This is a genomic window from Sphingomonas sp. SUN039, from assembly GCF_024758725.1.
Taxonomy (GTDB): domain Bacteria; phylum Pseudomonadota; class Alphaproteobacteria; order Sphingomonadales; family Sphingomonadaceae; genus Sphingomonas_O.
In genome coordinates, this window is record NZ_CP096972.1 from 1,245,344 (window position 1) to 1,271,431 (window position 26,088).

Below are 26,088 nucleotides of genomic sequence, written 5' to 3' on the forward strand. Positions count from 1 at the left end.
TTCAGGGCTCCAGCCGGACGACCGTAACCGACCTTGGCGGAAGTTTCAGGACGAGGCTGCCGGTCGAGGCCTTGAAGCTGACCGGCCTGGGCGCAACGGCCGCGGGCTTGTCGAAGCTGTTGACCGTATCGACACGCTCGGCGGTCAGCACCTCTCCGACGGCAGTTGTAGCCGACAAGCCCTGCACCCCACCCGCGAAATCGACCGCGTTGTTGGGGTCGAGGTTGACCAGCGACAGCCAGATCTTCCCATCCCTTCCCCTGGCCGCAATCGCATCCACTTGCGGTAGGGTGATGGTGCCGAGCTTGTATTCCCCTGTATTGTAACTGACCGGCAGCAGCGTCGCGTCCTGGAAGGGGACATACATTTTATAGATGTGATAGGTCGGCGTCAGCACCATTTTGCTGCCGTCGGTCTGGATCATCGCCTGCAGTACGTTCACCATCTGGGCAATGTTGGTCATCCGCACGCGGTCGGCGTGGCGGGCGAAGATGTTGAGGTTCATCGCCGCCGCAATGCCGTCACGCAGCGATTGCTGTTGCTGGAGAAACAGCGGTTCAGTTCCAGTAGTCGGCTTCAGCCAGACTCCCCATTCGTCGACGACGAGAGCCACATGTTTTTTGGGATCGTATTTGTCCATCGTCGCCGAATGCAGCGCAATGGTTCGTTCCATCGCCATGGTTTGCTTGAGCACCATCGCATAATTCTGCTCGCCGAAACCGGTCGCGGGTTCGTTGAACGGCATCGAGCCCCAAGTATATTGGTGTAGCGAAATGCCATCGATGTCCCAATAGATCGGGCTTTTCGATTTCCACGCCTTCATGATGACTTCGGTATAGGATGGGTCGGCACTGTTGGGGCCGGCAGCAATCCGCAACATGCCATTGGGATTGCGCGGCAACCCGTCCATCGGCTTGCCCGACATCAAATCCTTGGCAATCGCCGCGAAGTCGATTTTCGGCGGAGCTTGCTCTGGATTCTGGTTGTGAACGAAATGCGCGAAAGGCTTCATCTTGGTGACATATTCTTCGGCAGTATAGGGGCCCCCGCATCCCCACATCTCGTTGCCGAGGCCCAAGTATTTCACCTTATAGGGTGCCTTGTGACCATTGGCAGTGCGTTCCAACGCGCGCGTGGCCGGTGCCATTGCGGTCATATATTCGAGCCAGTCGTTGGCCTCCTCCACAGTGCCTGATCCGACGTTTACCGAAAGATAGGCCTCCGAGCCGATCTGCGCCGCGAAATCCATGAACTCATCGGTGCCGAACGTGTTCGGCTCGACGGCGTTGGCCCAATTGGTGTTGACCGTGGTCACGCGCTTGTTCGCGGGGCCGATGCCGTTGCGCCAATGATATTCATCGGCGAAACAGCCTCCCGGCCAGCGGACCACCGGCACCTTGATCGCCCGGAGCGCGTTCACGACATCGCTGCGGATACCGCGGACGTTGGGAATTTTCGATTCCTTGCCGACCCAGACGCCGCCATAAATGCCCCGGCCGAGATGTTCGGCGAACTGGCCGAAAATGTCGCGGTTGATGACCGCGCCATGCTGGTCGGCGTGAACGGTCAACGTGTCGGGCGCTACCGGGGCTACCGAAGGCGTCGTCTGGGCGTGCGCCATCGCCGAACTTGCCATAGCGAATGATATCGCTGCCCACCGCATCGATTTGCCGAACATACAGCCTCCTGTCCCTACTAAACTTGGTGCGTTCGAACCGTCCCAAGCGGTGCTATTGCAATGAACATTGCTTGAATCATTTGACCTGATTTTTGTATGAGTTTACGCCTTCGCACTGTCAACACCGAAACAAGAAGCGAGGATGCCGTGCAGCTGATTCAGGCGATCATCGGAGGGGTAGCATTAATGGCGATGACCGGCACAGCGACTGCTGCAACTGCGGACCGTATTTCTGCGGGAAAATTGCGCAATGGCACGCCCGTCGAAGCGGTCGTGCTCAAAAACGCTGTGGGCGTTGCAGCGCGGATCTTGACTTATGGCGCGACACTCCAGTCTTTGATCGCACCCGACCGTCACGGCCTTCCCGCCGATATCGTGCTCGGCCACGACGATCTCGCCGGCTATGAGGACAAGCAAAATTACTTCGGGGTGACCGTTGGTCGCTACGCCAACCGCATTGCCAAGGGTCGCTTCACGCTCGACGGAAAAAGCTATCAGCTGCCGCTCAACAACGGGTCAAATTCCCTTCATGGCGGTGGCAACGGGTTCGACCGGTCGGTCTGGACGATCCAGTCGGTGTCTAGTGGCCCGACGGCATCGGTCGTGATGACACTGACCAGTCCTGACGGTGCGGCCGGCTATCCGGGCGAAGTTGTCGCAACCGTAACCTATGCGCTCGACGATCGAGGCTCGCTCACGATATCGTTCGCCGCGATCACGACCAGGCCGACGATCCTCAACATGACGAACCATGCATTGTTCAATATGGCGGGCGAAGGCGCGACGCAGGGAGCCATGGCCAACCGGCTGACCATACCAGCCACGGCTTACACCCCGGTCGACAACACGCTGATCCCAACCGGCGAGTTGCGCGCGGTTGCCGGGACCGTCTTCGATTTCACCAAAGGGCGCATTGTAGCCGAAGGCCTGCGCGACGGCACCGATGCTCAGATCGGCATCGGGCGCGGGTACGACCATAATTTTGTGATCGATCAGGGGGCGACGGCGCTGCCCAAGTTGATGGCACGGCTCGAAGACCCCGCCTCGGGCCGCGCCCTCGAAGTCCTATCGACCGAACCCGGGCTTCAGTTCTACTCGGGGAACTTCCTCGACGGTACTGTCGTCGGCAAACGGGGCCATCTTTACCGTATGGGCGACGGCATTGCGCTTGAGCCGCAGAAATTTCCCGACGCGCCGAACCAGCCGAATTTCGGCTCGGCCCGCGTTGATCCGGGCAAGCCGTATCGGCATGTGATGATCTACCGGCTGTCGGTAGCGAAATAACCAAGCACTCCTGTTGAAAGACCAGGCGATGGCAAAGGCGACCTGTCTAATCGGAGCGGCGCTCGGTATTACGACGCTCGTTGCGACGTCAGCTGTCGGTAAATCGCCCGCGCCGCCCGGTCCGACGTCGTGATCCTGACGCTAGGCGAGACAATCGACATGAGGTCGGAACAGCCCTCACGCGCCGACCTTACGCTGCCCGGCGACCAGCGTAAGTTGCTCGATGCTGTCCTCGCGACCGGCAAGCCGGTCGTGGTCGCGCATATGAACGAACGTCCGCTCGATTTGACCGGTGTTTTTGAGAAAGTCCCCGCCATTCTCGAAGCTTGGTATCCCGGCTCGCGCGGGGGCATCGCAGTGGCCCGCGCGCTGTTCGGCGACGTCAACCGTGGCGGAAAGACGCCCGTCACCTGGCCGCGAAGCGTCGGACAAGTGCCGATCTATTACGCGCTTAACCTCAGCCACAGCCCGGAAGGTCAGCGTAGGCGTTATTTCGATGCGCCTTCGACGCCCCCATTCCCGTTCGGCTTGGGTCTCAGCTACACCAGTTTCACGATTGCTCCTCCAACACTCGACAAGCCGGAGCTCACACCCGGTGGCAAGATCATCGTCGCGGCAACGCTTACCAACACCGGGGCGCGGGCGGGTGACGAGGTGGTGCAGCTCTACGTTCACCAGCGGGCAGGTCGGGCATCTCGACCGGTGCGGCTGCTGCAAGGGTTTCAGCGCGTCTCGCTCAACGCCGGCGAAAGTCGCACGCTAAGCGTCACGCTCGACGAATCGAATATCCGCTCTTGGAATACGGCCGAGCGTGGTCAGGTAATCGATCCTGACGTGTTCGACCTGTGGATCGGCAACAACTCGTTGGCCGATGACCACATCACATTCAACGTCGGCGGGAAAACCCGTGCGGTAAAATGATCGGAGAATAGATATGAAGATAGCTTTGCCTCTCGTCGCTGGCCTGCTCACAAGCGCGGCAACACCTGCGTTCGCACAGTCGGCACCTTCGCCCGAACAACGCGCCGAGGCGATTGTCGCCAAGATGACGCTCGAGGAAAAAGCGAGCCAGCTGATCAATTCATCGCCTGCGATCCCGCGGCTTGACCTGCCCGACTATCAATGGTGGAGCGAAGCGCTTCACGGCTTTGCCTTCCTGCCGCATGCGACCAACTTTCCCGAACCGATCGGCCTTGCGGCGTCGTTCAACGCCCCGCTGCTGAAGCAGGTCGCGCGCGCGATTGCCGTCGAAGGTGTCGAGGCCAGTACCGCGATGACAGCCGCAGGCACACCTCTCGCGCTCGGCGCGGGCCGCACCTACTGGTCGCCGAACATCAACATCTTCCGCGATCCGCGCTGGGGGCGTGGCCAGGAAACCTATGGCGAGGATCCGTTCCTGACCGCGCAGATGGGAGTCGCTTATGTGACCGGGCTGCAGGGTCCCAATCCCGACGCGCCCGCCATCATTGCTACGCCGAAGCATTTCGCCGTTCACAGTGGGCCAGAGTCGACGCGCCACACTGCCAATGTCACGATCTCATTGCACGACATGCGCGACACCTATCTGCCTGCGTTTCGCGCCGCCGTGGTCGAGGGACGCGCAGGCTCGGTGATGTGCGCCTATAGCGCGATCAACGGCCAGCCCGCCTGCGCCAACACCTTTCTCATGCGGGACACGCTCCGCCAGGCATGGGGGTTCAAGGGCGTCGTCGTGTCGGATTGCGGTGCAGTGCGCGACATTTTCTCGGCGCACAAATATGCCTCCGATGGCGTTGCTGGATCGACGTTGGCAGTCCGGGCGGGGATGGACGTCGAATGCGCGACCGAAAGCTTGTTTGACCGCAATTCCTTCGGCCAGTCGCTTAATTACGTCAATGCTGTAAAGAGCGGCAAGCTGACGACGGCGGAACTCGATAAAGCCGTGGTCCGCGGGCTTGCTGCCCGTATCAGACTTGGCCTGCTTGACCGAATACCAGCGTCCGCACCCGCGCCATCGACGATCAATTCGCCGGAACACCGCGCCCTCGCGCTGGCCGTCGCCGAACAGACGATGGTGCTGCTCAAGAACGACGGCGTATTGCCGCTCGGCAGCCGTGTGCTCAAGGTCGCGGTGGTCGGTCCGCTGGCGAATTCGCGGCGGGTTATGCGGGGTAACTACACCATGCGCGAAACTGCAGACCTGCCCTCTGTTCTCGACGGACTCAAGGCGGCGATGCCCGGCGTCCAGTTCACTTACGCCCCGGCGGGCGCGTCGCTGAGCGACGGCGACGTCGTCCCGACATCGGCATTGCAGACCGAAGACGGGCAGCCCGGTGTCACGGTGCGCTATTATCCATTCAAGCCCGACGGCAAGCCTGCACCGACGTCGCTGATGGACAAATTTATGCGCGCGATGGCGGCGACGCCGGCCGATATACCGTCGACAACGCGCGTCGAGCCGCTCATCAACTATGAGGTTTTCACCCAGCCGCTGCTACCCGATGGCGGGAGAGTCGTGGCCAGCGGTTATCTGGTTCCCGAGGTTTCAGGCACTTATCGTGTCGGCGTGCGGACAATTACCGGATCGTTCAAATTCGGTGACAGACCCGAGGTCAAGATCCAAAACGGGTTCAATCCATCGGTCATGCCCGTTTTCGAGACGGTCGAAATGGAAGCTGGCAAACGCTATCCGTTCACCGCTGCAATGCAGGTGCCCGCGCTACATTTCGGCGAACTGGACTGGCAGCGCATTTCCAGTCAGCCCGACGCCGACCTTGTTGCAGCGGCCAAGGGGGCCGATGCGATCATTGCGGTAGTCGGCATCAATTCGACGCTCGAAAGCGAGGAATCCTCAATCAAACTGCCCGGCTTCAATGGCGGCGACCGCACGTCGCTCGATCTGCCCGAAGACCAATTGAAGCTGCTGCTAGCCGCAAAGGGAACCGGCAAGCCGCTGATCGTTGTCAATATGAGCGGCAGCGCAATCGACCTCGACTGGGCGAAGACCAATGCCAACGCGATCGTGCAGGCTTGGTACCCCGGCGAAGCAGGCGGTGTGGCGGTCGGCCGGGTCGTTGCAGGTCTCGCCAATCCGGCCGGGCGCCTGCCGGTGACTTTCTACAAGGACGTGTCGCAACTGCCCGCGTTCGAAGATTATGCCATGAAGGGACGGACCTATCGCTATTTCGAAGGCAAACCGGTCTATCCGTTCGGGTATGGTCTTAGCTACACTCACTTTTCTTACGGGCCGATCAGCGTCAAACCGCGAGGGAGCAGCATGTCTGACGGTGTTGTCGTCGAGTCCCAGGTAACCAACACCGGCGCTCGCGCAGGCGACGAAGTGGTGCAGGTCTATCTTACTTTTCCCAGTGCTCCGGGTTCGCCGAAGATTGCGTTGCGCGGCTTCCAGCGGCTTAGTCTCGCTCCGGGCGAGAAACGCCGCGTGACATTCGAACTTTCGCAGCGTGATCTCAGCACAGTGTCGCCTGAAGGGAAAATCCAGGTCCTAGCCGGGCGCTACATGATCCATGTCGGCGGCAGCCAGCCGGGTGATGGGCTGCCCGGACAATCCGGGACGTTTGCCGTCAAAGCACCGTCGGTGTTGGCCAATTGAACGAGGAGACCATCTTGGACAAGGCCTTGGAGACCAAGCTGCGCGACCTGATCGACCGTCAGGAAATCTGGGCGCTCGTTCTCCGCTATGCACGCGGCATCGACCGGCTCGACCGCGACTTGGTCCGGTCGTGCTACTGGGACGATGCCATCGACGATCACCATGCCTATGTCGGCGGTCCCGATTTCTTCATCGACACGACGTTTGCGGGAGCGAGCGCGACCAGCATCGTCCAGCACCACGGCGTCTCTAACCACAGTTGCGAGATCGACGGCGATAACGCCTATGGCGAAACCTATTACACTTTCATCGGTGCCAATATCGAGCTGCCGCATCTGTTGTCGATGGGCCGCTATATCGATCATTTCCAGCGTCGCGACGGGATCTGGAAATTCGCCAACCGCGTGACCGTGATCGAAAAGAACTTTGCGTTGATGGAACTTCCTGGGGATGCGGCCATCCGTGCAGGGACGATCGAGCCCGGCCCCCTCCTCCCTGCGACGCGCGACCGGACGGACCTCAGCTACCATCGCCCGGTCGTCCCCCGTCGGCCCGCCACACCTTAGTCGCGCTCGATCATCGCGACAAAAATGCAATTACAGTTCTGCAATTGATTACAAAGTTCGCTATCGGTAACTGGTTCGATAACAGCGGGCGCATTAGAGGCAGTCGGGTATGGAATTGGCAACGGGGCGTTCAGTGAAGTCGACGATGGGATCGCGCCGCGCAGGCGCAGGATCGAAGCCCAAGCGCAAGATCGGTAATCAAGCCGGTCGGCCGACGGCGGCCGAACTCGAGAAGCGCAAGCTGCGCGTCATTCAGGTCGCGACCGAATTGTTCGTGGGGCACGGGTTTGCGGCGACGTCGCTGGTCGATATTGCGCGCGAGGCCGGGGTCGCGACCCGGACGCTGTACGAGCACTTCGGCGACAAAGAGGCCATTTTTCGCGAAGTCATCTTTGCGCGTGACGCCGAAGCGATGGTGGACCCGCCGACGCTCCAGCCCGACGATACGCTGTTCTCGGTGCTACGGCGTGCCGGACATTATTCCTATGAGGTAACCTACCGTGATCGCTCGATCGGGCTGATGCGTCTGATGATTGCAGAGAGCAAACGCTTCCCCGACTTCATGAAATCGGTCGGCACCTCGATCTTCGCCCGCTTTCGCCGTGACTTCGAAAAACTTTTCCAGTCGATGGAGGCAGCCGACCTCATTCCAGCAGGGGACCACGCCCGTTCGGCCGAACTTTTCGCCGATCTGATGCTCGGCGCGCACCCGATCATGACTTACACCAACTGGAACGCCGAGCCCCCGACCGAAGCCGACGTCGACGAGCGGGTAAATCTGTTCATCCTCGGGCGTTTTGGCGCGGTCGTGGCCAAGCGTGGCGAAACGCGCAAAGCTAAGATCAAGACCGAATAGCACTTAATTGAGGGGCACAACAAAGGCGGAATCTGTCCCATCCTCGGCGGCCTGGAGCGCCAGACACAAACCGATGGTCTGAAAACCGGCGAATGTGCTGGGATCGTCTGACAAGCCGCGCGTCACAAAGAAGTGCATTGTCATTAGCGAAACCAAGGTCATGCCGTCAGCCGCACCGAACGCGTGCCCTGCAAGGGAAGACGCTTCGCCCAACTGCGGTTCGACCATCGCGCAAGCCTGTCAAGCGGGCGCACGGTCTGTTGATCGCCATCGCTGGCTGTCCGCTACCCTGCCTGTGATCGGGCCCATCATGACCGTGGGCTTGAACGAGCCGTTCGTGAAGGGAAGCCAGACGACATATTCCGGAACAACGGAGTCAGTGAAAGTGCTGACAGACGATCGCTCCCATGGTGCAGGATGCCATAGTCGAAAATGCCCCACCCTTTCCAGGATGATGTCGCCATCTCGATGAACGGGCGCCGAGCCTATCGGATTGCGGTGCGGTACGACGATGAGCGGTCAGAACGACGCGTTGTCCTAAGTCAGGGGAAAGCGATCACGATGGCGCTGCGACGATTGGTGCGAGGCTATCCTAGTCATCCATCCCTAATGATCATCCTCGTCGTCGGCCTGGTGTTCGCAAAGAATCGTCCAAGCCTCGAACAGGGCGGCGCGAGCGCGCCGGACAGCCTCCGCTGCATCGGCATTGACGGTGACAAGCGCATCGGCGAGCGCAAAGAGCTCGGCATTGGCATCATGGGTGCGACGACGGAGCGGCGCACGCGGGTCTTCGCCGGTTCTCATCCTGGGAAACTCCTTGGCATGTTAGTCAGCGTGAACCAGCAGTTGGCCCGTGACGGGTTTGGGCTTCTTCAGCACAAAGGGGAGCGGCACGATGCAAAGGAGCAGCCAGAAAAGGATGTAGAAATTGTCGAGATAGGCGATCATCGCCGCTTGTCGGTTCACTTCCCCGTCGAGGATAGCCAGCGCGGCCGCGCCGGTACCTCCCAGTTGCGCCGCAATCGACGCGGGATCGAACGGCAGATTGAACGATGTCACGCTCGCTGCAATGTCAGCATGGCTGGTCTGAATGTTGCGCGCGAGCATTGTCACGATCGCCGAAATCCCGAAACTGCTCCCGAGATTGCGAAACAGTGTCATCAAAGTTGTGCCGTCGGTGCGGAATGCCGGCGCCAGCGTCGCAAAGGCGATGAGGTTAATCGGGACGAACACGAACCCAAGTCCAAGTCCTTGCACAAAGCCCGACAATACGATCTGGCCCGACCCCATTTCCAGCGACCAGCGCGTCATCATCCACAGTGAGAGCGCCGCCATGGCATAACCGATGCTCATCTGCAGGCGCGTGTCCATGCCGCGTAGCAGTCGGTTGCTGATCAGCATGGTCACGAACACGCCAAAACCGCGCGGTGCCATCAACAGACCGGTGTCCATCACATTGTAGCCGTAAACCGTCTGAAGCATCGTCGGCAGCACCGATGACAGCGCCACATTCGTCACGCCGAGTACGACCATGAAGGCCACCCCCATCAGGAAATTGGGATCGCGGAACAGCGTCGGCTCGAACAGTGGGTGCCGTAAAGTCCATGAATGGACGAAGAAGACCCAGAAGGCGCTTAGCGCGAAGAGGAGTTCGAAAACCGTCTCGCGCGATTCGAACCAGTCATTATGCTGACCACGGTCGAGCAGCAGCTGCAGCGCGCACAGACCGAGCCCCAGCACGACCGCCCCGAATATATCCAGCCTGCGCTGAAGGATCGGACGCGATGGCAGCAGCCACCACAACAGGATCAACGCCGGAATCCCGATGGGGAGATTGATAAAAAACACCCATCGCCAGTTGAGCGATTCGGTCAGAAAGCCGCCAAGAAACGGACCGCTGATCGGCCCGATCATCACGACCATGCCCCATATCGACATCGCCTGGGCCTGTTTGCTTGGTCGGTTGATATCGAACAATATCGTTTGCGACATTGGTCCGATGAATGCCGATGCCATTCCCTGCAACGACCGGTAAATGACCATCTGCGTCAGCGATGTTGCCGTGCCGCACAGCATCGATGACAAAATGAACATGGCGGTCGCCCCGACGAACAGGTTGCGCGACCCGAGGCGATCCGACAGCCAGCCTGTCAGCGGCAGAACGAGCACACCCGCGATGATGAAACTGGTCAGAACCCAGCTGATCGATTCCGGCGACGCATCGAGGCTCGTCCGCATGTGTGGCAGCGCCACGTTGGCGATGGTCAGGTCGAGAAACTGGCAAATCGATACGCCCATCACGGCGACCATCAGCAGACCGGTGTGTCGGCTCGGCAATGTCGCGACATCGGCAGTCTTTGCGTCCATAACGACGGCGGTAGGAATTTTATTTATGAAAGTCGAGCATTGCATTGATTCTGCGCCCGTCCCCGAGCCAGGCGAGCGCAGTGGTGCAGAATTCATGTTTATGTCATACAAAATTCAGGGGCCAAATCGCGGCACCGTACGGGGACGACAAATGTCTGAAGCCCAATTATTCAGCGCCACGTTCAGATCGCGAAGCACGATTCGTATCGTCGGTGGCAAACGGACCTAAGGCGCTTGTCCGTGGTGGAATTCAGCGGAGAACCCGGCAATCTGAAGCGCGAGATATCGCTGAAGCTAACTGTAATCGCGCGCGTGATGTTCAACAGTTTTGACACCAGCGTCACCCCGCACGGCATTACACGGTCGCAGTGGACCCTGATTGCGCTTGTCGCCTCGCGCCCCGGTGCGTCGCAACGCACGATTGCCGAGCGGCTGGAAGTGACCGAGGCCGCGGCTGGCCGACTGATCGAGCGGCTGTGCGGCGACGGGTTGCTCGAGCGACGGCAGGATGCAAAGGATAAGCGCGCATGGCAGGTCTATCTGGCCCCCGCCGCCGAACCGATGCTGACGGTGCTGGCGGAAGTCGGAAAGTCGATCGAGACACGCGCGTTCGCCGACTTCTCGCCTGACGAAATCGGCAAGCTCGCCGTACTGCTTGACAAAGTGCATGGCAATTTGGTCGAGGCTAAGGGCTGAGGCCGCGCTAATCCGCCGCAAACAAAAAGGGGCTGCGCCGGATCGGAGCACCCCCTTTGTGAACACTTTGAAGAACCCGGTTCAGCTCGCGCTGGCGAGATCTTTCTTCGTCAGGCTGGTCTGGAACTTGCCGTTGGCGGCGGTGATCGACGTGGCGGGGATTGACACCAGCTTGCCGTTGAGAATGAGCTGGGCGGTGCCGTCGCTGGTCACGCGGTAGACGATGCCGATGCGCTTGCCGTCATTTGCATAGAGCGGCTTGCCGGCAACGATGGCACCTGTCTGGGCGGCGAGCGGCGCGCTGACGAGGGCAGCGAGCACACCAAGGAAAACGATCTTCTTCATGATAATTCACTCCTGTGAAGCTGTTGGGCACACAGTTTATGCTGCGCTGCGCCAATTACTAACCTCATTTAGTATTAGTGGTTGAAAACGTCAAGTGCAATTTTCGCAGCCGGCGTTGCACGGGGCGCACTGCGGGGCCTCATAATCAGTTCAGGCGAAACGCGACCCTTCCAGCTGCATGTGCAGGGCACGGCTGACGGGAACCGGAAAGTCGAGCAGCAATTGGGCCATGCCCTTCGCAACGGGATCGAGCGTCGTGGAAGCCAAAACGCCGCCATCCATCGAGTCTCCAACCACAAAGTTCAGCGCCGACAGCCCGGGCGCGCTGTAAAGATCGACAGGCAGAGTGCGGCCGCCGCTTAGCAATCGCCCATAATGTTCGCCGACTCTCTTCGGAGTCAGTACGGCGGCGATATAGGGCAGATAGTCCGCATTGCGGGCAATCACCGCAACGTTGAACAGGTTGCCCTTGTCGCCACTCCGCGCCCAGGCAAGGCGGATCAAGGGCACGGTCTGTCTCGGATCGGCATCGTCCGGTGAAGCGGGCATGGCCGGCGCGACGGCGTCGACGTTCTGCGTCTTTGCGTCCGTCGACGACACGAACGGCACAGGCGCACCGTTTACGGTCACCGAAAGCGAGACCGCCGATTTCGGGAGAAGAAACCCGGCGATCCGCTGTACCGGGCGAAGCGAGGCGGCGAGAGTCAGGCTGGTCCCGACCGACATGTGACTGATGCCCGAACTCTGTTCCAGGATCAGCAACTGCGCGCCTGCCTGATTGGGATGATCGGCGACCAAGCGACAAATGGCCGTGGTCGGGCCAGCACCTTCGCCGCCGATGATGTCGCAGCGTGTCTGCGTAAACGGTGGCAGCTGGCTTTGCCGAAGAACTGCGCTCGTGCGGGCCAACATTTCCTCGCCAAGTCGGCGCGCCTTGGCACCGGACTCGAGCCCAATGATCGGGACTAGCGCGGTCGCGCGCCAACCGGCATCATAAGTAAGGCTCGCCTTGTACGTCGCGGTTCGACCCCGACCCCGAACCCCCGTCAGTTGAACACGATCCGGCCCCATCTGCGTCAAACGCACATTCGTGAAGTCGCAGACAACGTCAGCAACGATATAGCGCCCGGGATCGCTGACTTCGTAGAGCAGTTGTTCCGAAACTGTGCCGACCGAAACCAGCCCGCCTGTACCCTCGGCCTTGGTGATGACGAGCCCGCCGTCCGCACGACACTCGCCGATTGGCATCCCGATCCCCGCCCAGTCGGGCACATCGCGCCAGTCGGTGAAAGTGCCGCCCGTGACCTGCGCCGAGCATTCAAGCAAATGGCCGGCGAGCGTTCCAGCGGCGAGCAGGTCGAAATCGTCTGCACCCCAACCGAATTCATGGATCAACGGGCCAAGCGCCATCGCACTGTCGACCGCGCGACCGGTGATGACGATATCGGCCCCGGCAGTGAGCGCGGCCGCAATCGGGAAAGCGCCGGTGTAGGCGACCAGGCTGTTGACGTGATCGGCGCCTTCGACCTTTTCGAGAACCGATGAGCCGTCGAACATGTCGCGCGTATTGGGACCGATGAGCACTGAACTTTCGGCAGTCAGATTGTCGCCCTCTACGACCCCAACACGGACGTTCAGCCCTGCTGCTGCCGCGCCTCGCCGCAGGGCAGCGGCGCAGGCCGATGGATTGAGCCCACCAGCATTGGCGACGATGCGGATCCGTCGGTCGAGCAGGGTCTGGAGATGCGGCAGGATATATCCATCAACAAAATCGGCAGCAAAGCCCTGCCCCGTCCCATTGGTCATGCCACGCCCGAGCCCGCCCATCACCGATTCAGCGAGAAAGTCGAAGATGATGTAGTCGAGCACTGGAGCCTTCGCCAGCAACTGGGCAATGCCCATCCGGCTGTCGTTGAAAAACGCGGTTGCCGCACCGATCCGTACGATGTCACCCACGCTCGAACCCCCAACTTTGATCTGCCGCGACGTAGTAAAACAAAGCGTGGAGTTCGCAATGCGTTTCGTTCGTTGCATTATATCGGCGCAGCATGACATAAGCGAACGCAAGCCACGCGCTGTCGCGCTCGACGCCCGAACGGGGGAGAATAAACGCCAATGACAATTTCGGCCCCGCGGCCCAGCCATGTCCGTCATCCGCTTCAGTTGTTTACCGGCGGGGCTTGGGTCGAGCCTTCGTCCGCATCGACGTTCGACGTCGTGGACAGCACGACCGAAGAAGCGTTCCTGACCGTGGCCGAAGCGCAGGCACCCGACATCGACCGTGCCGTAGCCGCTGCGCGCGCGGCGTTCGACACCGGGCCGTGGCCGCGTCTGTCACCCACCGAACGTGCGGTGTGGCTGGGCAAGATCGCTGATGCATGGGAAAGGCGCGGCGATGCGCTCGCCGATAGCTGGGCGCTTGAATCGGGGGTGTTGCGGTCGATGTCGGTCCACTCCGCGAAAAGCGTTGCTGGCATCTTTCGCGACTATGCGGTGCTGGGCGAAACCTTTGTGTGGGAAGAGAAACACACGTCGTCGATGGGGTTGCCTGCGCTCCTGGTGCGCGAGCCGGTCGGCGTGGTCGCGGCAATCATTCCGTGGAACGCCCCGCATGCTCTGATGGCGTATAAAGTCGCTGCCGCGCTGGTCGCAGGCTGCACGATCATCATCAAGGCGTCGCCCGAAGCGCCGTCCTCGCCCTATTTCATGGCTGAAATCTGCGAGGAAGTGGGGCTACCGGCGGGTGTGGTCAATGTATTGACCGCCGAACGCCAAGTGTCCGAGCTGCTTGTGCGTGACCCGCGCGTCGACAAAGTCAGCTTTACCGGATCGACCGCCGCAGGGCGCAAGATCGCGGCAATTTGCGGCGACCGCATTGCACGCGTTACCCTGGAGCTGGGCGGCAAATCGCCTGCAATCATTCTCGACGATTATGATGTCGGCAAGGCAGCGGCCGCAATCGCGCGCTCGGCACCCGTGATGACCGGGCAAGTTTGTGCGTCGCTCACCCGTATCATTGTCAGCGATAAACGGCATGACGATTTCGTGGACGCCCTTGCGGCTGCATTCGATGCGATCAAAGTCGGCGATCCCTTCGATGCGACCAGCCAGATGGGACCGCTTGCAATGGAACGGCAACGCGACCGGGTTGAGACGCTGATTGCCCAGGGCAGAGCCGAAGGCGCACGCCTCGCCACCGGCGGTGGACGTCCTGCCCACCTCAACCGGGGCTTTTTCATCGAGCCGACCGTGTTTGCAGGTGTCGACAACAACTCGACGATTGCCCGCGAAGAAATTTTCGGACCCGTGCTAAGCGTCATTCCAGCCGCAAGCGAAGCGCAGGCGATCGAAATTGCCAACGACAGTATCTATGGATTGAACAGCAGCGTCTTCACCGACGACCCCGACCGTGCTTATGCCGTAGGGCGCCAGTTGCGCGCAGGCACCGTCGGCCACAACGGTTTTAGGACCGACTTCGGCATTGCGTTCGGTGGCTTCAAGCAATCGGGGCTCGGCCGCGAGGGCGGGGTCGAGGGGCTGCACCCCTATCTCGAGGCCAAGACGATGATCTTCGAAACCGCGCCAAAGACCTCGCAATAGCATGCAAGCCGACAAAAGGCCTTTGCGGTTCGTCATTATCGGCGCGGGGATGGCGGGGATGCTCGCCGGTATCCGGCTAAAAGAGCGCGGCGACACCGACTTCACCATTTACGAAAAGGGTGACAGCGTCGGCGGCACATGGCGCGAAAACAGCTATCCAGGTCTGGCCTGCGACACCCCGGCACACAGCTACACTTATTCGTTCGCGACAAACCCGGAATGGAGCGCCTTTTACGCTCCCGGGGCCGAGATCCGGGCCTATTTCGAGCAAATTGCCGGGCGCTACGACCTGAAATCGCAGATCGCTTTCAATACGGAGATCTCCTCCTGCCGCTTCGTTGACGGCCGCTGGCGCATAACGACCACCGAAGGGTGCGAGGATGTCGCCGATGTGATCGTCGCGGCGACGGGCGTGCTGCATCACCCGGCAATGCCTGACATCCCGGGACTCGAAGACTTCGCCGGACCTTGTTTTCACAGCGCGCGCTGGGATCATTCGGTTCCGCTGGAGGACAAGCGTGTCGGCGTGATCGGCAATGGCTCGACCGGCGTCCAGATTGTCAGCGCGCTGTCGAAGGTGGCGGGCAGACTGGTTCACTTCCAACGCTCGCCCCAATGGATCATGCCGTGCCCCGATCTCAAATATAGTGAGGCCGACAAACAAGTGTTCCGCGACGATCCCGCCAAGATCGAGGAGGTCCGCAACGGCCCTGAAGCCAGCGCCCGCCGCGCGCGTTTTACGGCCGCGATCATCGACCTTGAGTCGCCCGAACTCGCGGAAATCCAGAGCATCGTCGAACGCAATCTTCGCGAAAGTATCAGCGATCCTAAATTACGCGAAAAACTGCGTCCAGATTACCGCGCCGCGTGCAAGCGGATGGTATTCTCGGCGCATTACTATGACGCCGTACAAAAGCCCAATGTCGAAGTCGTCGTCGGGGCCATCGAGCGCGTCGAGCCAAGTGGCATCCGGATGAAGGACGGCAGTTTCTACGAACTCGACGTTATCGCGCTCGCGACCGGATTCCGCGTCGATCAGTTTGTCCGTCCGATGGTCGTCGAGGGTTTCGGGGGCAAGAGTTTAGACGCGTTCTGGTCAGAGCATCCGCGCGCTTACTACGCCGTCACGGTACCTGAATTTCCGAACTTCTTCTTGCTCAACGGGCCAACCGGGCCGGTCGGCAATTTCACCCTGATCGACATCGCCGAAGCGCAATGGGCGTACATCGATCAGCTCGTCGATCTGCTGCGCGCGGGAACCTGCGACGCCGTAGCGCCGACGATGAGCGCGCTCGACGAATATGAAGTGCGCCGCACCGAGGCGGCCAAACGCACCGTGTTCGCCTCGGGCTGTCGCAGCTGGTATCTCGACAAGCAGGGTGTGCCGCAGGTCTGGCCGTGGAGCTATGCCTATTTCCAGGAAGTCATGAAAAGGCCGAAACTGGAAGACTATGCGTTGATGCAGGGACAATGACAGTGGCGGGAAAACTCGAAGGTCGCCGGGTATTGGTGACGGGTGCGGCGAGCGGCATGGGCCGGGCAATTGCGGACTTGTTCGCCGCCGAAGGCGCGGCGCTCGCCTTGCTCGATCTGAATTCGGACGGTGTGCATTATGCGGCAGCCGCACACGGCGCAGTCGGCTTCGTCTGCGACGTGGCGGACCGGGCGGCTGTGACCGCGACGGTGGCCAGCGCGGGTGCGGCGCTGGGCGGGATTGACGGGGTCGTCAATGCCGCCGGCATCCTCGACATCAAGCCGTTTGGTGAACTTGCGCCCGAAAGCTGGGACCGGATGATCGCGATCAATCTGACCGGGCCGTTCAATGTGGTGCACGCCGCTTTGCCGTTCCTGACCGCCGCCGCGCACGCCACGATCGTCAACATTGCGTCGATCAGCGCGCTCATACCGATGTCGGGCACCACCGGCTATTCCGCGAGCAAGGCGGGTCTCGCGATGTTTACCAAATGCCTGGGCTTCGACCTCGGCCCAAAAATCCGCGCCAATTCGATCTGCCCCGGCGTGATCAAGACCGAAATGACCCGCTACCTCTGGGAGAACGCGGAGCACAGCGATCGCGCCGCTGCGCGGGTGGCGCTCAGGCGGCTGGGCTCAGCCGAAGATGTCGCTCGCGCCGCGCTGTTCTTTTCGTGCGATGACTCGGGGTTCACCACTGGCACCGAACTCCCAGTCGACGGCGGATTTTCTTGGCGTTGAGCGCCCAAACGCAGGAGCCTGTGCGCCATGCCTAACGACGAACTGCTATTGGCAAGCGACGCTGAAATCGACGACGCGATGCACTACGCCTCGCCGATGGTGTTGCGTGGCTTGCTCTATCAGCTGACCGGCGATGCCGACGTGATGACCATGCCGCCGGGGCCGTCCGCGAAATTCGGCGTCGGCAAGGAAATGGCGAACGATGCCGACGCCGATCTGCTTAAAGCCAAGGGCGCGGCGTTCCTGAAGCACTACCGGGACAGCGGCGCGGGGAGGATCGACCTCGGCCCGACAGATCGCCTGCGCCAGAGCCTGTCGCTCACCGCCGGACACGAAATTCCCGAAGCCGAGCTGCACATCTGGCAGCAAGAAGCAGCGTTCGACCGCTGGGCGCGCGGTGTGCACTGGACCGGTGGCACCCGGCCGAAGGGCATCGACAACTTCAGGGTTGCGGTCATCGGCACCGGCATCTCGGGGCTGAATGTCGCGGTGCAGCTGAAGCAGGCTGGCATCCCCTTCGTCGTCTTCGAGAAAAATCCCGAAGTCGGTGGCTCCTGGTACGAGAATCGTTACCCCGGCGCGCGGGTAGATACCTCGAGCCGGGGGTACACGCACCTTTTCAGCTACGATTACCCCTACGAGTACAGCTATTCGCCGCGTGACCACAATCTGCGGTATTTCAAATGGGTGGCCGACACTTTCGGCATTCGCGGCAACATCCTGTTCAATACCGAAGTCACTGCCATGCTTTGGGACGATGCTGCCGCAAAATGGACGCTGAAATCGCAGGGACCGTCGGGCGCAGACACGGCTGAGTTCAACGCCGTTATCTCTTGCGTCGGGTTCCTGTCACGTCCGCAACTGCCCGTCATCGACGGCATGGACAGTTTCGCGGGCGACGCGTTTCACATGGCAGCCTGGCCCGAAGGCGTGGACGTGAAGGACAAGCGCGTTGCCGTGATTGGCAGCGGTGCTTCGGGTTACCAGACGACGCCGGTGATCGCCGAAACCGCCGCGCACACCTATCTCTTTCAGCGCCAGCCCAACTGGTGCCTTGAAGACGAGATTTACCTCAAGAAGCTGCCGCCCCAGGCCGTATGGCTGGATCGCAACTTTCCTTTTTACAGCAATTACGTGCGCTTCCGCGTCGGTGCTTTGATGAGTCCTGAAGTGGCAAGGCTCGGCACGACGATCGATCCCGATTTTGTCGATCCGCACGCGTTGAGCGCGGTGAACAAGGCCACGCGCGACATGTGCATCGGTTTCGCCACCCGCAAACTGGGGTCGCGGCCCGATTTGCTCAAAAAAATGATCCCGAGTTTTCCGCCGATGGCGTCGCGCCCGATCCGGGTCGATTCCGATTACAGTGTGTATGACGCCCTGATGCGCGACAATGTCACGCTGGTTTCCGATCCGATCGAACGAATTACGCCCAAGGGTATCGTGTCCGGCGGCGTCGAACACGAAGTCGACATCATCGCGTTCGCAACGGGCTTCAGGGCGAACGACTATCTCTGGCCGATGGAAGTGCGGGGTCGCGACGGCGTTCGCATCGAAGAGGTCTGGGCCAAGGACGGCCCGCGCGCCTATCTCGGTGCGATGGTTGCTGGCTTCCCGAACCTGTTCATGTGCTACGGACCAAATTCGAACAATTTCGGCGGCTTTACCGTCGTCGATCTGCTCGAACTGGTGGCGCAATTCTCGCTACGCTGCATTCAGGGCTTGATCGAAAAGGGCCAGCACAGCGTCGAGGTTAGCGATGACGGGTATTGGCGCTTCGCTGCCATCCTCGGCGAGATGGAACGCAAGATGATCTACATGGACCCGCGCGCGCACAATTATTACCAGCACGGCGGCCGGTCCTGCGTCAACGGACCGCTCGACATTCGCCGAATGTGGCGCTGGCTGAACGATCCTGCAGGACCTCCCCCTGCCGAAACCGATGCCGGTCTGCGACCTTATTTCGGCGAGGATCTCGTAGTCAGCTGAGGAGACAAGAGCAGACGGTTCGCCCCGAGGCACGAAATGTCAAATACCGACAATTAAGCTGCGACAGAATGGGGCGCCAAAGCTCACAATGTAGACGAAGATCAACGGAAACCGCTCTTGCGGTCAAAACCGCCGAACACGTCATTCGAGGAATCGTCATAGGCACTCTCACGGACCTCGGCATCGACTCGACCATCGCGGCCCTTCCGCGTCTTCACATCGCGGGGACTGACCCGGTTTTCTCGCGCCCAGTGATCGACGTCGGCTTCGCTCGTGAAAGACCCGATCGACCGAAAACTCCAGTTGCTCATCAGTAGTTCTCCGCTGTGGTTTGGTGGGTTGACTGCGATTTACGGACTCGGGCCGGGAGTTCAGCAAATGCGGTCCGGAGCGCATGGACTGCACTGCCGCCATGGCCCGAAAGTCACCCATGCTGTCTGACGCTGTGCCAATCGTGCTGTCGCGTCGCGCACGCGCGCGCAGGGAGATCGATCCCGTCGTCATCATAGATCGAGTGTCTTTTCTTTCGACGGTACCGGTATCGACGGCAGGCCGAGATCGGTCGAATTTGCGGAGCTGGGCGCACATGTGCGGCCCGCCTGGGCCGCGCGAGCCAAATCGACGACCTGTCCGGGATCGAATTTCGCCGCGCCCGGCTGCTGGCGATCGACGCGCAACGCCCCGACGGTCTCAAGCGCCGAATATTTGTCGCCCGTGGTCCGGTCGAGCTGGCGCGCGAGCTTGTCACGATCGTCGGTAACCACCGTGACACCGTCACGGACACGCGTCACCGCCACGTTGAACAGGCGCTGGTTGGTGAGGTAGCGCTCCTCGGACCCCATGACGATGATCGCCCGGTCGGTGGTGATACCCTGCGCCATGTGCATGTTAAGCGTATAGGCAAGGTCGAGTCGGGCGAGCATCGGATCGCCGTGGCTGAGCCGGATGACCGTTTTGTCGGGCCGTTCGAAAGTAACGCCACGGTTATCGATACCTAGCACCTTCGCCGTCGCGCTGTTCAGGAGGCCGCGCTTCTTGTCGTTTTCGGTCCAGCGGATGCGATCCCCCTCGTGGATGGTGATTATTTTCGGGGTTGCCAGGCTCAGCCGGTCGTTCTTGTCATCGACCGGTAGCTTCTGCGGGTCGAAGCGTCGCGGTTTGCCGCCCCGCAGAACGCCGACTTTACCGTTCTTGAAAACTTGAGTGACCTGATAGGTGCCGCGGTCGAGCCCGACATTGTCGATCTTGCGGCGGACCTCGAGCTGCAGACCAACGATATAGGTCTGCGAATAGCGCATCTCTTCGCTGGTGCCATTGACGCGCTCGAGGACTGTCAGGACGAGGCCGCCATGTTTCAGTTCGCCTTCGCTTCGCAGGCCCGCCTGGATCGCGCGATTGAGATTTGTACGCGTCTCGCGACCGCTCGTGAACAGCATGGTGGCCTCGCGGTCTACCCGCAGCAGGTTCATCCAGCGCTCCGCTGCTTCGGCGACGCGGTCGTCGCTTTCAACGACATTGCTGCCGAGCAGCTTGATGGCATCGCCGGTGCGGCCGTCGTTGGTCAGGGCCGCGATTGCGCGGAGCTCGGGCGTGCGCTGCCGGAGATTCTCGTTCATCCGGGCGGTCTCGACACCTCCTGCCTGAACGAGCGCAAAGGACTTGCCGGCGTCGATACTCAGCAACTGCTGACGATCGCCAACGAGAACGAGCTTCTCAATGTCCATCAGATTGGCAATGCGAATGAGCTTCAACATCTGGTCGTTCGATACCATCGATGCCTCGTCAAGTATCCGGTAGCTGCCCCGGAGTTCGGCTTTCGCGGCGTCGAACCCTTTGCCGTGCGGTGTGCCGAGATGCTTTTCGTAGCGCATGACGAACGACGCGACGGTGCGGCTCGCCAAGCCCGTCCCGTCGCTCAGATCGGCAACCATCTTATTTTGAAAGGCGAGCCCCTCGGCAGGCTTGTTTTCGAAGGCGAGCACCCTGGCGACCGCACCCAGCATCGTCGATTTGCCGGCACCGGCAATACCCTGCACCGCGACGACACGGTCGTTCGACGAGAGGATCGAGACGGCGGCAGCCATCTGTCCGGCATTGAGTTCTTGGTCACCGGCGGCGCGGCCGATGATTCCGACGGCGCGGTCGGGACGCAGCAGTGGCGCGACCGCGCTCTTACCCGCTTCAATCTCGCGTAGGATCCCAATTTCGGTCGCCAGTGCCTCTCGGGTTGTAAGCATCGTAACTACGCCGTCCCTGCGCGTGCTGGCACCAGGCACGACATGACCTTGGACGATCAGCTCGGTTACGCGCTTGGCGACGGAATGGTGGTCGACGCCCTTCAGTCCAAGGTCGAGAGCTGTCTTGGTGACATGATGCACCTCGAATGCGGCCTCGCGCTGCGAGAGGATCCGGATTGCCGAAGCGACCGCCAATTGGGTCCGTACGGTGGCGGCCGTCATCGTGTTGCCTATGACTGCATTCCCGACCAGCGGATCATGTGGCCTCTCCAAATTCGTGATGATCGACTTTGCGTCGGCGACGGCACGACGCACCGCGATGATCCCCCGCTCGAACAGCGTCGCGGGTGCGCGGCTCCGTTCGGTTGCGTCGCGAACAAATGCCTTCGCGTCGAATCCGAGCGCATCGGTACGATGCTGCCAGTCGGCGTGCAGCTGCGTGCGGTCGCCAGCGCCGCGTTTTGCGTCGCGCGTATTGACGGTGATTTTATTCCGCGCTTCGAAGCTGGTCGACCCGATCTCGTCTTGTTTGGCGAGGATCGCCTGGCGACGCTGGCTGAATTCGGCGCGAACCGCAGATGGCACACCCGTGATTTCGAAGGCGCCGTGTTTGCCGACCGCTTCGGTGCGATACCCGAGCTCCTCGACTTTGTTGCGAAACAGCGCGGCATAGACTGAACTGATCACGGTCTTGTGTTGCCAGAGTTCACGATTGTGAAGCGCCCGCCATTGACCGTCGGGTGTTCGTGTCAGGCTGGCGATGACAACATGGATGTGGCTTTGCGGATCGAGCGCGCGGCTTGTGTCGTGCTCGAACATCGCGGTCACCAGATTGCCGGTACGTACCGGAATGGCCTTCCCGTCTTGCTTCACACGAGCTTCGGCAAAATTGGCTTCGGCAAACGCGATCGCACCCTTCACGGCGTCGCGGTGGGCGGCAAGCACGCGCCGGTCGCCGCCGATAAGGGCGACGATCGACGCCGACTTCGACATCGAGAATGTCAGGTCCATCCCGAGCTGACGCTTGGCCGTGTCCCCGACCTGCCTGCCATCGCCCAGCTTTCCGTTCAGAATCGCCTTGAACGTGTCACGATCGACCTTGCCGCCGGGATTGTTGAAGGACGGCGGTTCGTTCGGCGTGGGGTTCGAGGACAATCGGGTGCCGTCGTCGGTCACGATATGGCCGCTCTGGTCGACAGTTGCAAAGCTGACGGTGTCGAGATCGACGCCTACGTGCTCGAGCGGTGGCGCGTCATGGCCCTCGCTCGCCGACACGGCATCGACTGCTTCTTCGAAATCCAACCCAAGTCCGTCGAAGTCTTCCGCTTGGCCGGGCAAATCGGAACGCGCATCTCGTGCATCACGGGTGTCCGGTTGTGCGTCGACACCCGCTTCCGCTGTTTCGTCTTCGACCAGCGGATCGCCATCGACAGGCAATCGGTCGCCATCCGACCCGAGTGCGTCAGGGGACAATTCATCCGCATCAGACAAAGCGAGCGGCTCATCGGATGCAACGCCATCGTTCGCTTTATCTGCGAGACCGAGCAGGACCGCACCCACGCCGAACCACTCGCCGACATTTTCCGCTTCTTCGAGGGTATAATAATTGTCGGCCGCAAAATAATTGGCGGAACCCGTAGCGCTGCGAACGGAGGCCACGGACAGCATGTCAGAAGACTGTTTGCGGCGATAGAATAGTAGAAGTTCGCGCCGTCATAATTCCATTTCCATTCCGCCATCAGGTGACGGGCCGGAGTCGTCGCCCAAGTCCTGGCCGAGTTCGCGCAGGCTCTGATCGACAGGCGCTGTGTCGAGTCCCGGAAGCTTGTCGAGCGATCCAGTGACGACGATCCGGCCTTCGCCAGCCCCTGCCCCGCCCTGCGGCTCGATCTTCTGGTCGAGCCGCGCCAGCTCGGTATTTGTCGAGATTGTTGACGCGTCGATGCTTGCGGCATCGTCAGCGTTGGCTTTCGACGCGTCTTTGGCGTCGGCCTTCATGCCCGGGATGATCCCCAAGGCCTGGCGCATCGCGAGCTTTTGGCGCGTGGACGTGGCCACTTCTTCGGGCGTCCTTACACCTTCGGCGGCAACATCGCGGCCGCCCTCGTGGGTGCCAGGAGGCGGTGGCTGGGGTGTCGACCAAGGTGGACGTTGAACCGGCTCGATGCGTCGCGGCTCGAAACCTTGAGCGCGCGACGGATAGTGTTTGATGTTCAGTTTGATCCGTGCCGCCGGAAAGCCGTCTGGGAATTTAACGAAGCCGTGCAGCGCGGGCAAATTGGTGATGTCGTCGGCAATTACCAGTGGCTCGACCTGCTTGCGCGGTGTCAGCGTCGAGGCGTCACGCAGGTTGTTGTAGCCGTAGGAATAGGCTTCATCCATTTGCCGTACCTCGCGGTTGCCGATGAATTCGGCGCAAGCTTCGGCAGTCTTTCGGTCGGCGGTTGCCAGGATGAGTTTGGTGCGCGCGAGACTGGTCAAATTCTCGGCACCCTCACGACCGTAGATTGCTGTCAGCTTGGCGAAGGAATGGAGACCAAGCACCATCGCTCCGCCGAAACCGCGCGCCGTCTGCAAGCCGTTTTCGATCGCAGGCAGTCGGTGAAGCGCACCGAGCTCGTCGAAGATGAACCAGGTGCGCAGTTCGCGTGTCCGTGGCAGCGTCATCAACGTGTTGATCGCGAGATCCATCCAGAGCGTCAGCAGCGCCTTGTTCATTGCCATGTCGACATGGCGGGCCGTGATGAACAAGATACTGCCGGGCTTTTCCTTGCGCCGTATCCAGTCGCCGATCGAGAACTGCGGCCCGTCTTCGGGAAGGAAGCGCAGCGCCTGTGCGTTGGTGTTGAACACAGCTCTGATCGACTCTGCCATCCGCGCTGCTTCGGGGGCGGTGATCGGGTCGGCGATGGTGTCGCGCAGGATGCGGTGGACGTTTTTCAGATCGGCGGTCATCAGATAGTCCGACAGCGCCTGGTTGGTGCCCTGCCCGCTCGCTATCAGCTTCATGCACATTTCGATGAAGAGCGTACGCGCCGCCATCGCCCAGAACGGGTCGGCATTGGCACCGTCGCTCGGAACCAGCGCCTGGGCGGCAGCTGTGAATTCTGTCTGCGTTTTGCAGTCGGCGAAGATCGACCAGCTCGGGCACCGCGCATCATTGGGATTGAGAATGATGTCGCGATCGGCGTCGAAAAACGCTTCGACGAATGCGCCGGTAAGGTCGAAGATAACGGCACTGTCCTGGCGCGCGCGCATCTGTTGGACGAGATCGAGGAGTTGCGTTGTCTTGCCCGAACCGGTGGTTCCGACAATGATCGAGTGGCTCTGTTCGAGGCCATAGGGATAGGGGACGCCGCCAACCGAATAGGGATGGTGAAGTCCCTTTTCCTTGCGTGTCGCCAGGTCGAGTTTGAGCACCTCCTGCGTGGTCAGGCCCGGGAACAATCGCGCTGCCGACTTTTCGAATTCATGGGCATTATGAGCAAGGATGTCGTCGGTCAGGATATCGCGATCGACGAGCATTGCACCACGCTCGTGGCGCTCCTGGAGAATGGACGAACCGCGCGTGTTGGCGGTCTTGATGAATCCCCAGACGAGCGGCATGGCGACCAGGACCGAAGCGAAGAACGCGCCGAGTAACGAATGGGCTGCTTTGGCCCACGCCAATTTTACCGCAGGCAGATGCGGGATATAGCCCATAGCCGTCATCCGGTAAAAACCGTCTGGCATTTTGAGGTTCATGGGCTTGAGCGGATTGAAGTCGAGCCAACCCCAGACAGCGGCATAAAGCTTCCAGGCGCAAAGCTGAATTTCGCTTTCGCCCATGACTGCCGAGAGCATGATCCAGTAAATCGCGACGAAGATGGCGAACCAGATCAGGAACGGCACTTTGGCACCCGCCACGAACATGAAGACCTGATGGCCGATCAGCTGCGATCCGCGCGTGAAATTGCCGGTATTGCGAAGCACACGACCGCGGGCTGTCGCGTGCTCGACGGTAATGGCCGACCGGTCGAAGCGCAGCTCACCGCGCGACATGGAATTGGTCCATTTGTGCCTTGGCGGCGGCAGCGAGCTCTGTGCGTCTTTCCGGCGCCGAAACGGCGATGATATGGTCGAGCGCGACCTGGCAGAATTCGGTCGCAGCGGCGACCCTGCGGAGGTTAACGGCAAGCCCGTCCTGATCTACGAACGCCTGGATCGCCTGACGAATAAGCGTTGCTTTGGGAACGGCAGTTGCGTCCGCTACACGATCGAGTTCCCGGTTCATGTCGCCGGGAATCAATATGCTCGTTTTGACGTAGTCGTTTCTCATGCCAACCCCGGTGGACGCGGGATTGGCGGAACCTCAGAAAAGCCATCTGAAATTAAATGCTTGAGCGCCGCGTGTCAATCTGGGAGTCTGGGTCGCTAGGCAGTCCACCTTCGACCACCTCGGCAAGTCCTTGAATTACTGCCGCAAATGACGCCAGACCGCCGCGACGGTCAGCGCGACCGCCCAAACCACCTCGACAACCTATTGAAACAACACCGGAAAAACGCGCCGCAGGTGCATTAGGTGTGCACTTCAATTCCCCTATTTCGACCTGCTCCATCGTCGGTTTGGGGATTTTCCAATCGCGCTGAGTCGGGTTTCCCTGACCGACCTGACGCGCTGAAAC

20 protein-coding genes are annotated in these 26,088 nt (G+C 60.8%); 10 read left to right on the top strand and 10 right to left on the bottom strand.

Going from position 1 to position 26,088, the window contains the following annotated elements:
- Window position 1: 1 nt before the first annotated feature.
- The gene (locus M0209_RS06065; RefSeq protein ID WP_258887393.1) at window positions 2–1,636 is read right to left on the bottom strand and encodes an alpha-N-arabinofuranosidase; all 1,635 of its coding nucleotides are present in this window, start codon (window positions 1,634–1,636) and stop codon (window positions 2–4) included.
- Between the two features lie 234 nt (window positions 1,637–1,870).
- Here M0209_RS06065 and M0209_RS06070 point away from each other — a divergent pair, with 234 nt between their 5' ends.
- From M0209_RS06070 to M0209_RS06090, 5 genes are all read left to right on the top strand, one after another.
- Entirely contained in the window at window positions 1,871–2,962 is a 1,092-nt protein-coding gene (locus M0209_RS06070; protein WP_258889579.1) for an aldose epimerase family protein, read from the top strand.
- Window positions 2,963–3,064: 102 nt separating this feature from the next.
- Window positions 3,065–3,883 carry a glycoside hydrolase family 3 C-terminal domain-containing protein gene (locus M0209_RS06075; protein ID WP_258889580.1) on the top strand — a complete coding sequence of 273 codons (819 nt, stop codon included), beginning with the start codon at window positions 3,065–3,067 and terminating at the stop codon, window positions 3,881–3,883.
- 13 nt (window positions 3,884–3,896) lie between these two features.
- A complete protein-coding gene (locus M0209_RS06080) occupies window positions 3,897–6,554 on the top strand; it encodes a glycoside hydrolase family 3 C-terminal domain-containing protein (RefSeq protein WP_258887394.1) in 2,658 nt (885 codons plus the stop codon).
- Window positions 6,555–6,568: 14 nt separating this feature from the next.
- Entirely contained in the window at window positions 6,569–7,120 is a 552-nt protein-coding gene (locus M0209_RS06085; protein WP_258887395.1) for a nuclear transport factor 2 family protein, read from the top strand.
- A 109-nt stretch (window positions 7,121–7,229) separates the two neighbouring features.
- The gene (locus M0209_RS06090; protein WP_258887396.1) at window positions 7,230–7,976 is read left to right on the top strand and encodes a TetR/AcrR family transcriptional regulator; all 747 of its coding nucleotides are present in this window, start codon (window positions 7,230–7,232) and stop codon (window positions 7,974–7,976) included.
- 3 nt (window positions 7,977–7,979) lie between these two features.
- On the opposite strand, the gene M0209_RS06095 is transcribed toward M0209_RS06090, so the two are convergent.
- The 3 genes from M0209_RS06095 to M0209_RS06105 form a co-directional block, all read right to left on the bottom strand.
- Window positions 7,980–8,204, bottom strand: a complete 225-nt coding sequence (locus M0209_RS06095; RefSeq protein WP_258887397.1) for a hypothetical protein — start codon at window positions 8,202–8,204, stop codon at window positions 7,980–7,982.
- A gap of 378 nt (window positions 8,205–8,582) precedes the next feature.
- Window positions 8,583–8,780, bottom strand: a complete 198-nt coding sequence (locus tag M0209_RS06100; protein WP_258887398.1) for a hypothetical protein — start codon at window positions 8,778–8,780, stop codon at window positions 8,583–8,585.
- Window positions 8,781–8,801: 21 nt separating this feature from the next.
- Window positions 8,802–10,343, bottom strand: coding sequence for a DHA2 family efflux MFS transporter permease subunit (locus M0209_RS06105; protein ID WP_258887399.1), 1,542 nt, complete (start codon window positions 10,341–10,343; stop codon window positions 8,802–8,804).
- Between the two features lie 243 nt (window positions 10,344–10,586).
- Here M0209_RS06105 and M0209_RS06110 point away from each other — a divergent pair, with 243 nt between their 5' ends.
- Window positions 10,587–11,039 carry a MarR family winged helix-turn-helix transcriptional regulator gene (locus tag M0209_RS06110; RefSeq protein WP_258887400.1) on the top strand — a complete coding sequence of 151 codons (453 nt, stop codon included), beginning with the start codon at window positions 10,587–10,589 and terminating at the stop codon, window positions 11,037–11,039.
- 81 nt (window positions 11,040–11,120) lie between these two features.
- Here the strand turns inward: M0209_RS06110 and M0209_RS06115 are convergent, their stop codons facing one another.
- Complete coding sequence (locus M0209_RS06115; RefSeq protein ID WP_258887401.1) at window positions 11,121–11,384, bottom strand: hypothetical protein; 264 nt, start codon at window positions 11,382–11,384, stop codon at window positions 11,121–11,123.
- Window positions 11,385–11,534: 150 nt separating this feature from the next.
- Window positions 11,535–13,340 (bottom strand): acyclic terpene utilization AtuA family protein, encoded by a 1,806-nt coding sequence (locus M0209_RS06120; RefSeq protein ID WP_258887402.1) that lies wholly within the window; start codon window positions 13,338–13,340, stop codon window positions 11,535–11,537.
- Window positions 13,341–13,499: 159 nt separating this feature from the next.
- Between M0209_RS06120 and M0209_RS06125 the strand changes: the two genes are divergently transcribed.
- From M0209_RS06125 to M0209_RS06140, 4 genes are read left to right on the top strand one after another with little or no spacing between them, the layout of a single operon-like run.
- Entirely contained in the window at window positions 13,500–14,984 is a 1,485-nt protein-coding gene (locus M0209_RS06125) for an aldehyde dehydrogenase (RefSeq protein WP_258887403.1), read from the top strand.
- Between the two features lies 1 nt (window position 14,985).
- The gene (locus M0209_RS06130; RefSeq protein WP_258887404.1) at window positions 14,986–16,458 is read left to right on the top strand and encodes an NAD(P)/FAD-dependent oxidoreductase; all 1,473 of its coding nucleotides are present in this window, start codon (window positions 14,986–14,988) and stop codon (window positions 16,456–16,458) included.
- Window positions 16,459–16,460: 2 nt separating this feature from the next.
- Window positions 16,461–17,198 (top strand): SDR family NAD(P)-dependent oxidoreductase, encoded by a 738-nt coding sequence (locus tag M0209_RS06135; protein ID WP_258887405.1) that lies wholly within the window; start codon window positions 16,461–16,463, stop codon window positions 17,196–17,198.
- A 27-nt stretch (window positions 17,199–17,225) separates the two neighbouring features.
- Window positions 17,226–19,187 carry an NAD(P)/FAD-dependent oxidoreductase gene (locus tag M0209_RS06140; protein ID WP_258887406.1) on the top strand — a complete coding sequence of 654 codons (1,962 nt, stop codon included), beginning with the start codon at window positions 17,226–17,228 and terminating at the stop codon, window positions 19,185–19,187.
- A gap of 101 nt (window positions 19,188–19,288) precedes the next feature.
- On the opposite strand, the gene M0209_RS06145 is transcribed toward M0209_RS06140, so the two are convergent.
- The 4 genes from M0209_RS06145 to M0209_RS06160 form a co-directional block, all read right to left on the bottom strand.
- Window positions 19,289–19,498, bottom strand: coding sequence for a hypothetical protein (locus M0209_RS06145; RefSeq protein ID WP_258887407.1), 210 nt, complete (start codon window positions 19,496–19,498; stop codon window positions 19,289–19,291).
- A 192-nt stretch (window positions 19,499–19,690) separates the two neighbouring features.
- Window positions 19,691–23,092 (bottom strand): MobF family relaxase, encoded by a 3,402-nt coding sequence (gene mobF / locus M0209_RS06150; protein WP_408988184.1) that lies wholly within the window; start codon window positions 23,090–23,092, stop codon window positions 19,691–19,693.
- Between the two features lie 45 nt (window positions 23,093–23,137).
- The gene (locus tag M0209_RS06155; RefSeq protein ID WP_258887409.1) at window positions 23,138–25,465 is read right to left on the bottom strand and encodes a type IV secretion system DNA-binding domain-containing protein; all 2,328 of its coding nucleotides are present in this window, start codon (window positions 25,463–25,465) and stop codon (window positions 23,138–23,140) included.
- Window positions 25,452–25,742, bottom strand: a complete 291-nt coding sequence (locus M0209_RS06160) for a ribbon-helix-helix domain-containing protein (protein WP_258887410.1) — start codon at window positions 25,740–25,742, stop codon at window positions 25,452–25,454. Before M0209_RS06160 ends, M0209_RS06155 begins: the two co-directional genes overlap by 14 nt.
- Window positions 25,743–26,088 lie beyond the last annotated feature (346 nt).

Coding starts and splice junctions, on each gene's coding strand:
- M0209_RS06160 (WP_258887410.1), bottom strand. CDS start 25,742: ATGAGAAACGACTACGTCAAAACGAGCATATTGATTCCCGGCGACATG.
- mobF (WP_408988184.1), bottom strand. CDS start 23,092: ATGCTGTCCGTGGCCTCCGTTCGCAGCGCTACGGGTTCCGCCAATTAT.
- M0209_RS06115 (WP_258887401.1), bottom strand. CDS start 11,384: ATGAAGAAGATCGTTTTCCTTGGTGTGCTCGCTGCCCTCGTCAGCGCG.
- M0209_RS06065 (WP_258887393.1), bottom strand. CDS start 1,636: ATGGCAAGTTCGGCGATGGCGCACGCCCAGACGACGCCTTCGGTAGCC.
- M0209_RS06100 (WP_258887398.1), bottom strand. CDS start 8,780: ATGAGAACCGGCGAAGACCCGCGTGCGCCGCTCCGTCGTCGCACCCAT.
- M0209_RS06140 (WP_258887406.1), top strand. CDS start 17,226: ATGCCTAACGACGAACTGCTATTGGCAAGCGACGCTGAAATCGACGAC.
- M0209_RS06095 (WP_258887397.1), bottom strand. CDS start 8,204: ATGGTCGAACCGCAGTTGGGCGAAGCGTCTTCCCTTGCAGGGCACGCG.
- M0209_RS06090 (WP_258887396.1), top strand. CDS start 7,230: ATGGAATTGGCAACGGGGCGTTCAGTGAAGTCGACGATGGGATCGCGC.
- M0209_RS06080 (WP_258887394.1), top strand. CDS start 3,897: ATGAAGATAGCTTTGCCTCTCGTCGCTGGCCTGCTCACAAGCGCGGCA.
- M0209_RS06125 (WP_258887403.1), top strand. CDS start 13,500: ATGACAATTTCGGCCCCGCGGCCCAGCCATGTCCGTCATCCGCTTCAG.
- M0209_RS06070 (WP_258889579.1), top strand. CDS start 1,871: ATGACCGGCACAGCGACTGCTGCAACTGCGGACCGTATTTCTGCGGGA.
- M0209_RS06145 (WP_258887407.1), bottom strand. CDS start 19,498: ATGAGCAACTGGAGTTTTCGGTCGATCGGGTCTTTCACGAGCGAAGCC.
- M0209_RS06105 (WP_258887399.1), bottom strand. CDS start 10,343: ATGGACGCAAAGACTGCCGATGTCGCGACATTGCCGAGCCGACACACC.
- M0209_RS06130 (WP_258887404.1), top strand. CDS start 14,986: ATGCAAGCCGACAAAAGGCCTTTGCGGTTCGTCATTATCGGCGCGGGG.
- M0209_RS06155 (WP_258887409.1), bottom strand. CDS start 25,465: ATGTCGCGCGGTGAGCTGCGCTTCGACCGGTCGGCCATTACCGTCGAG.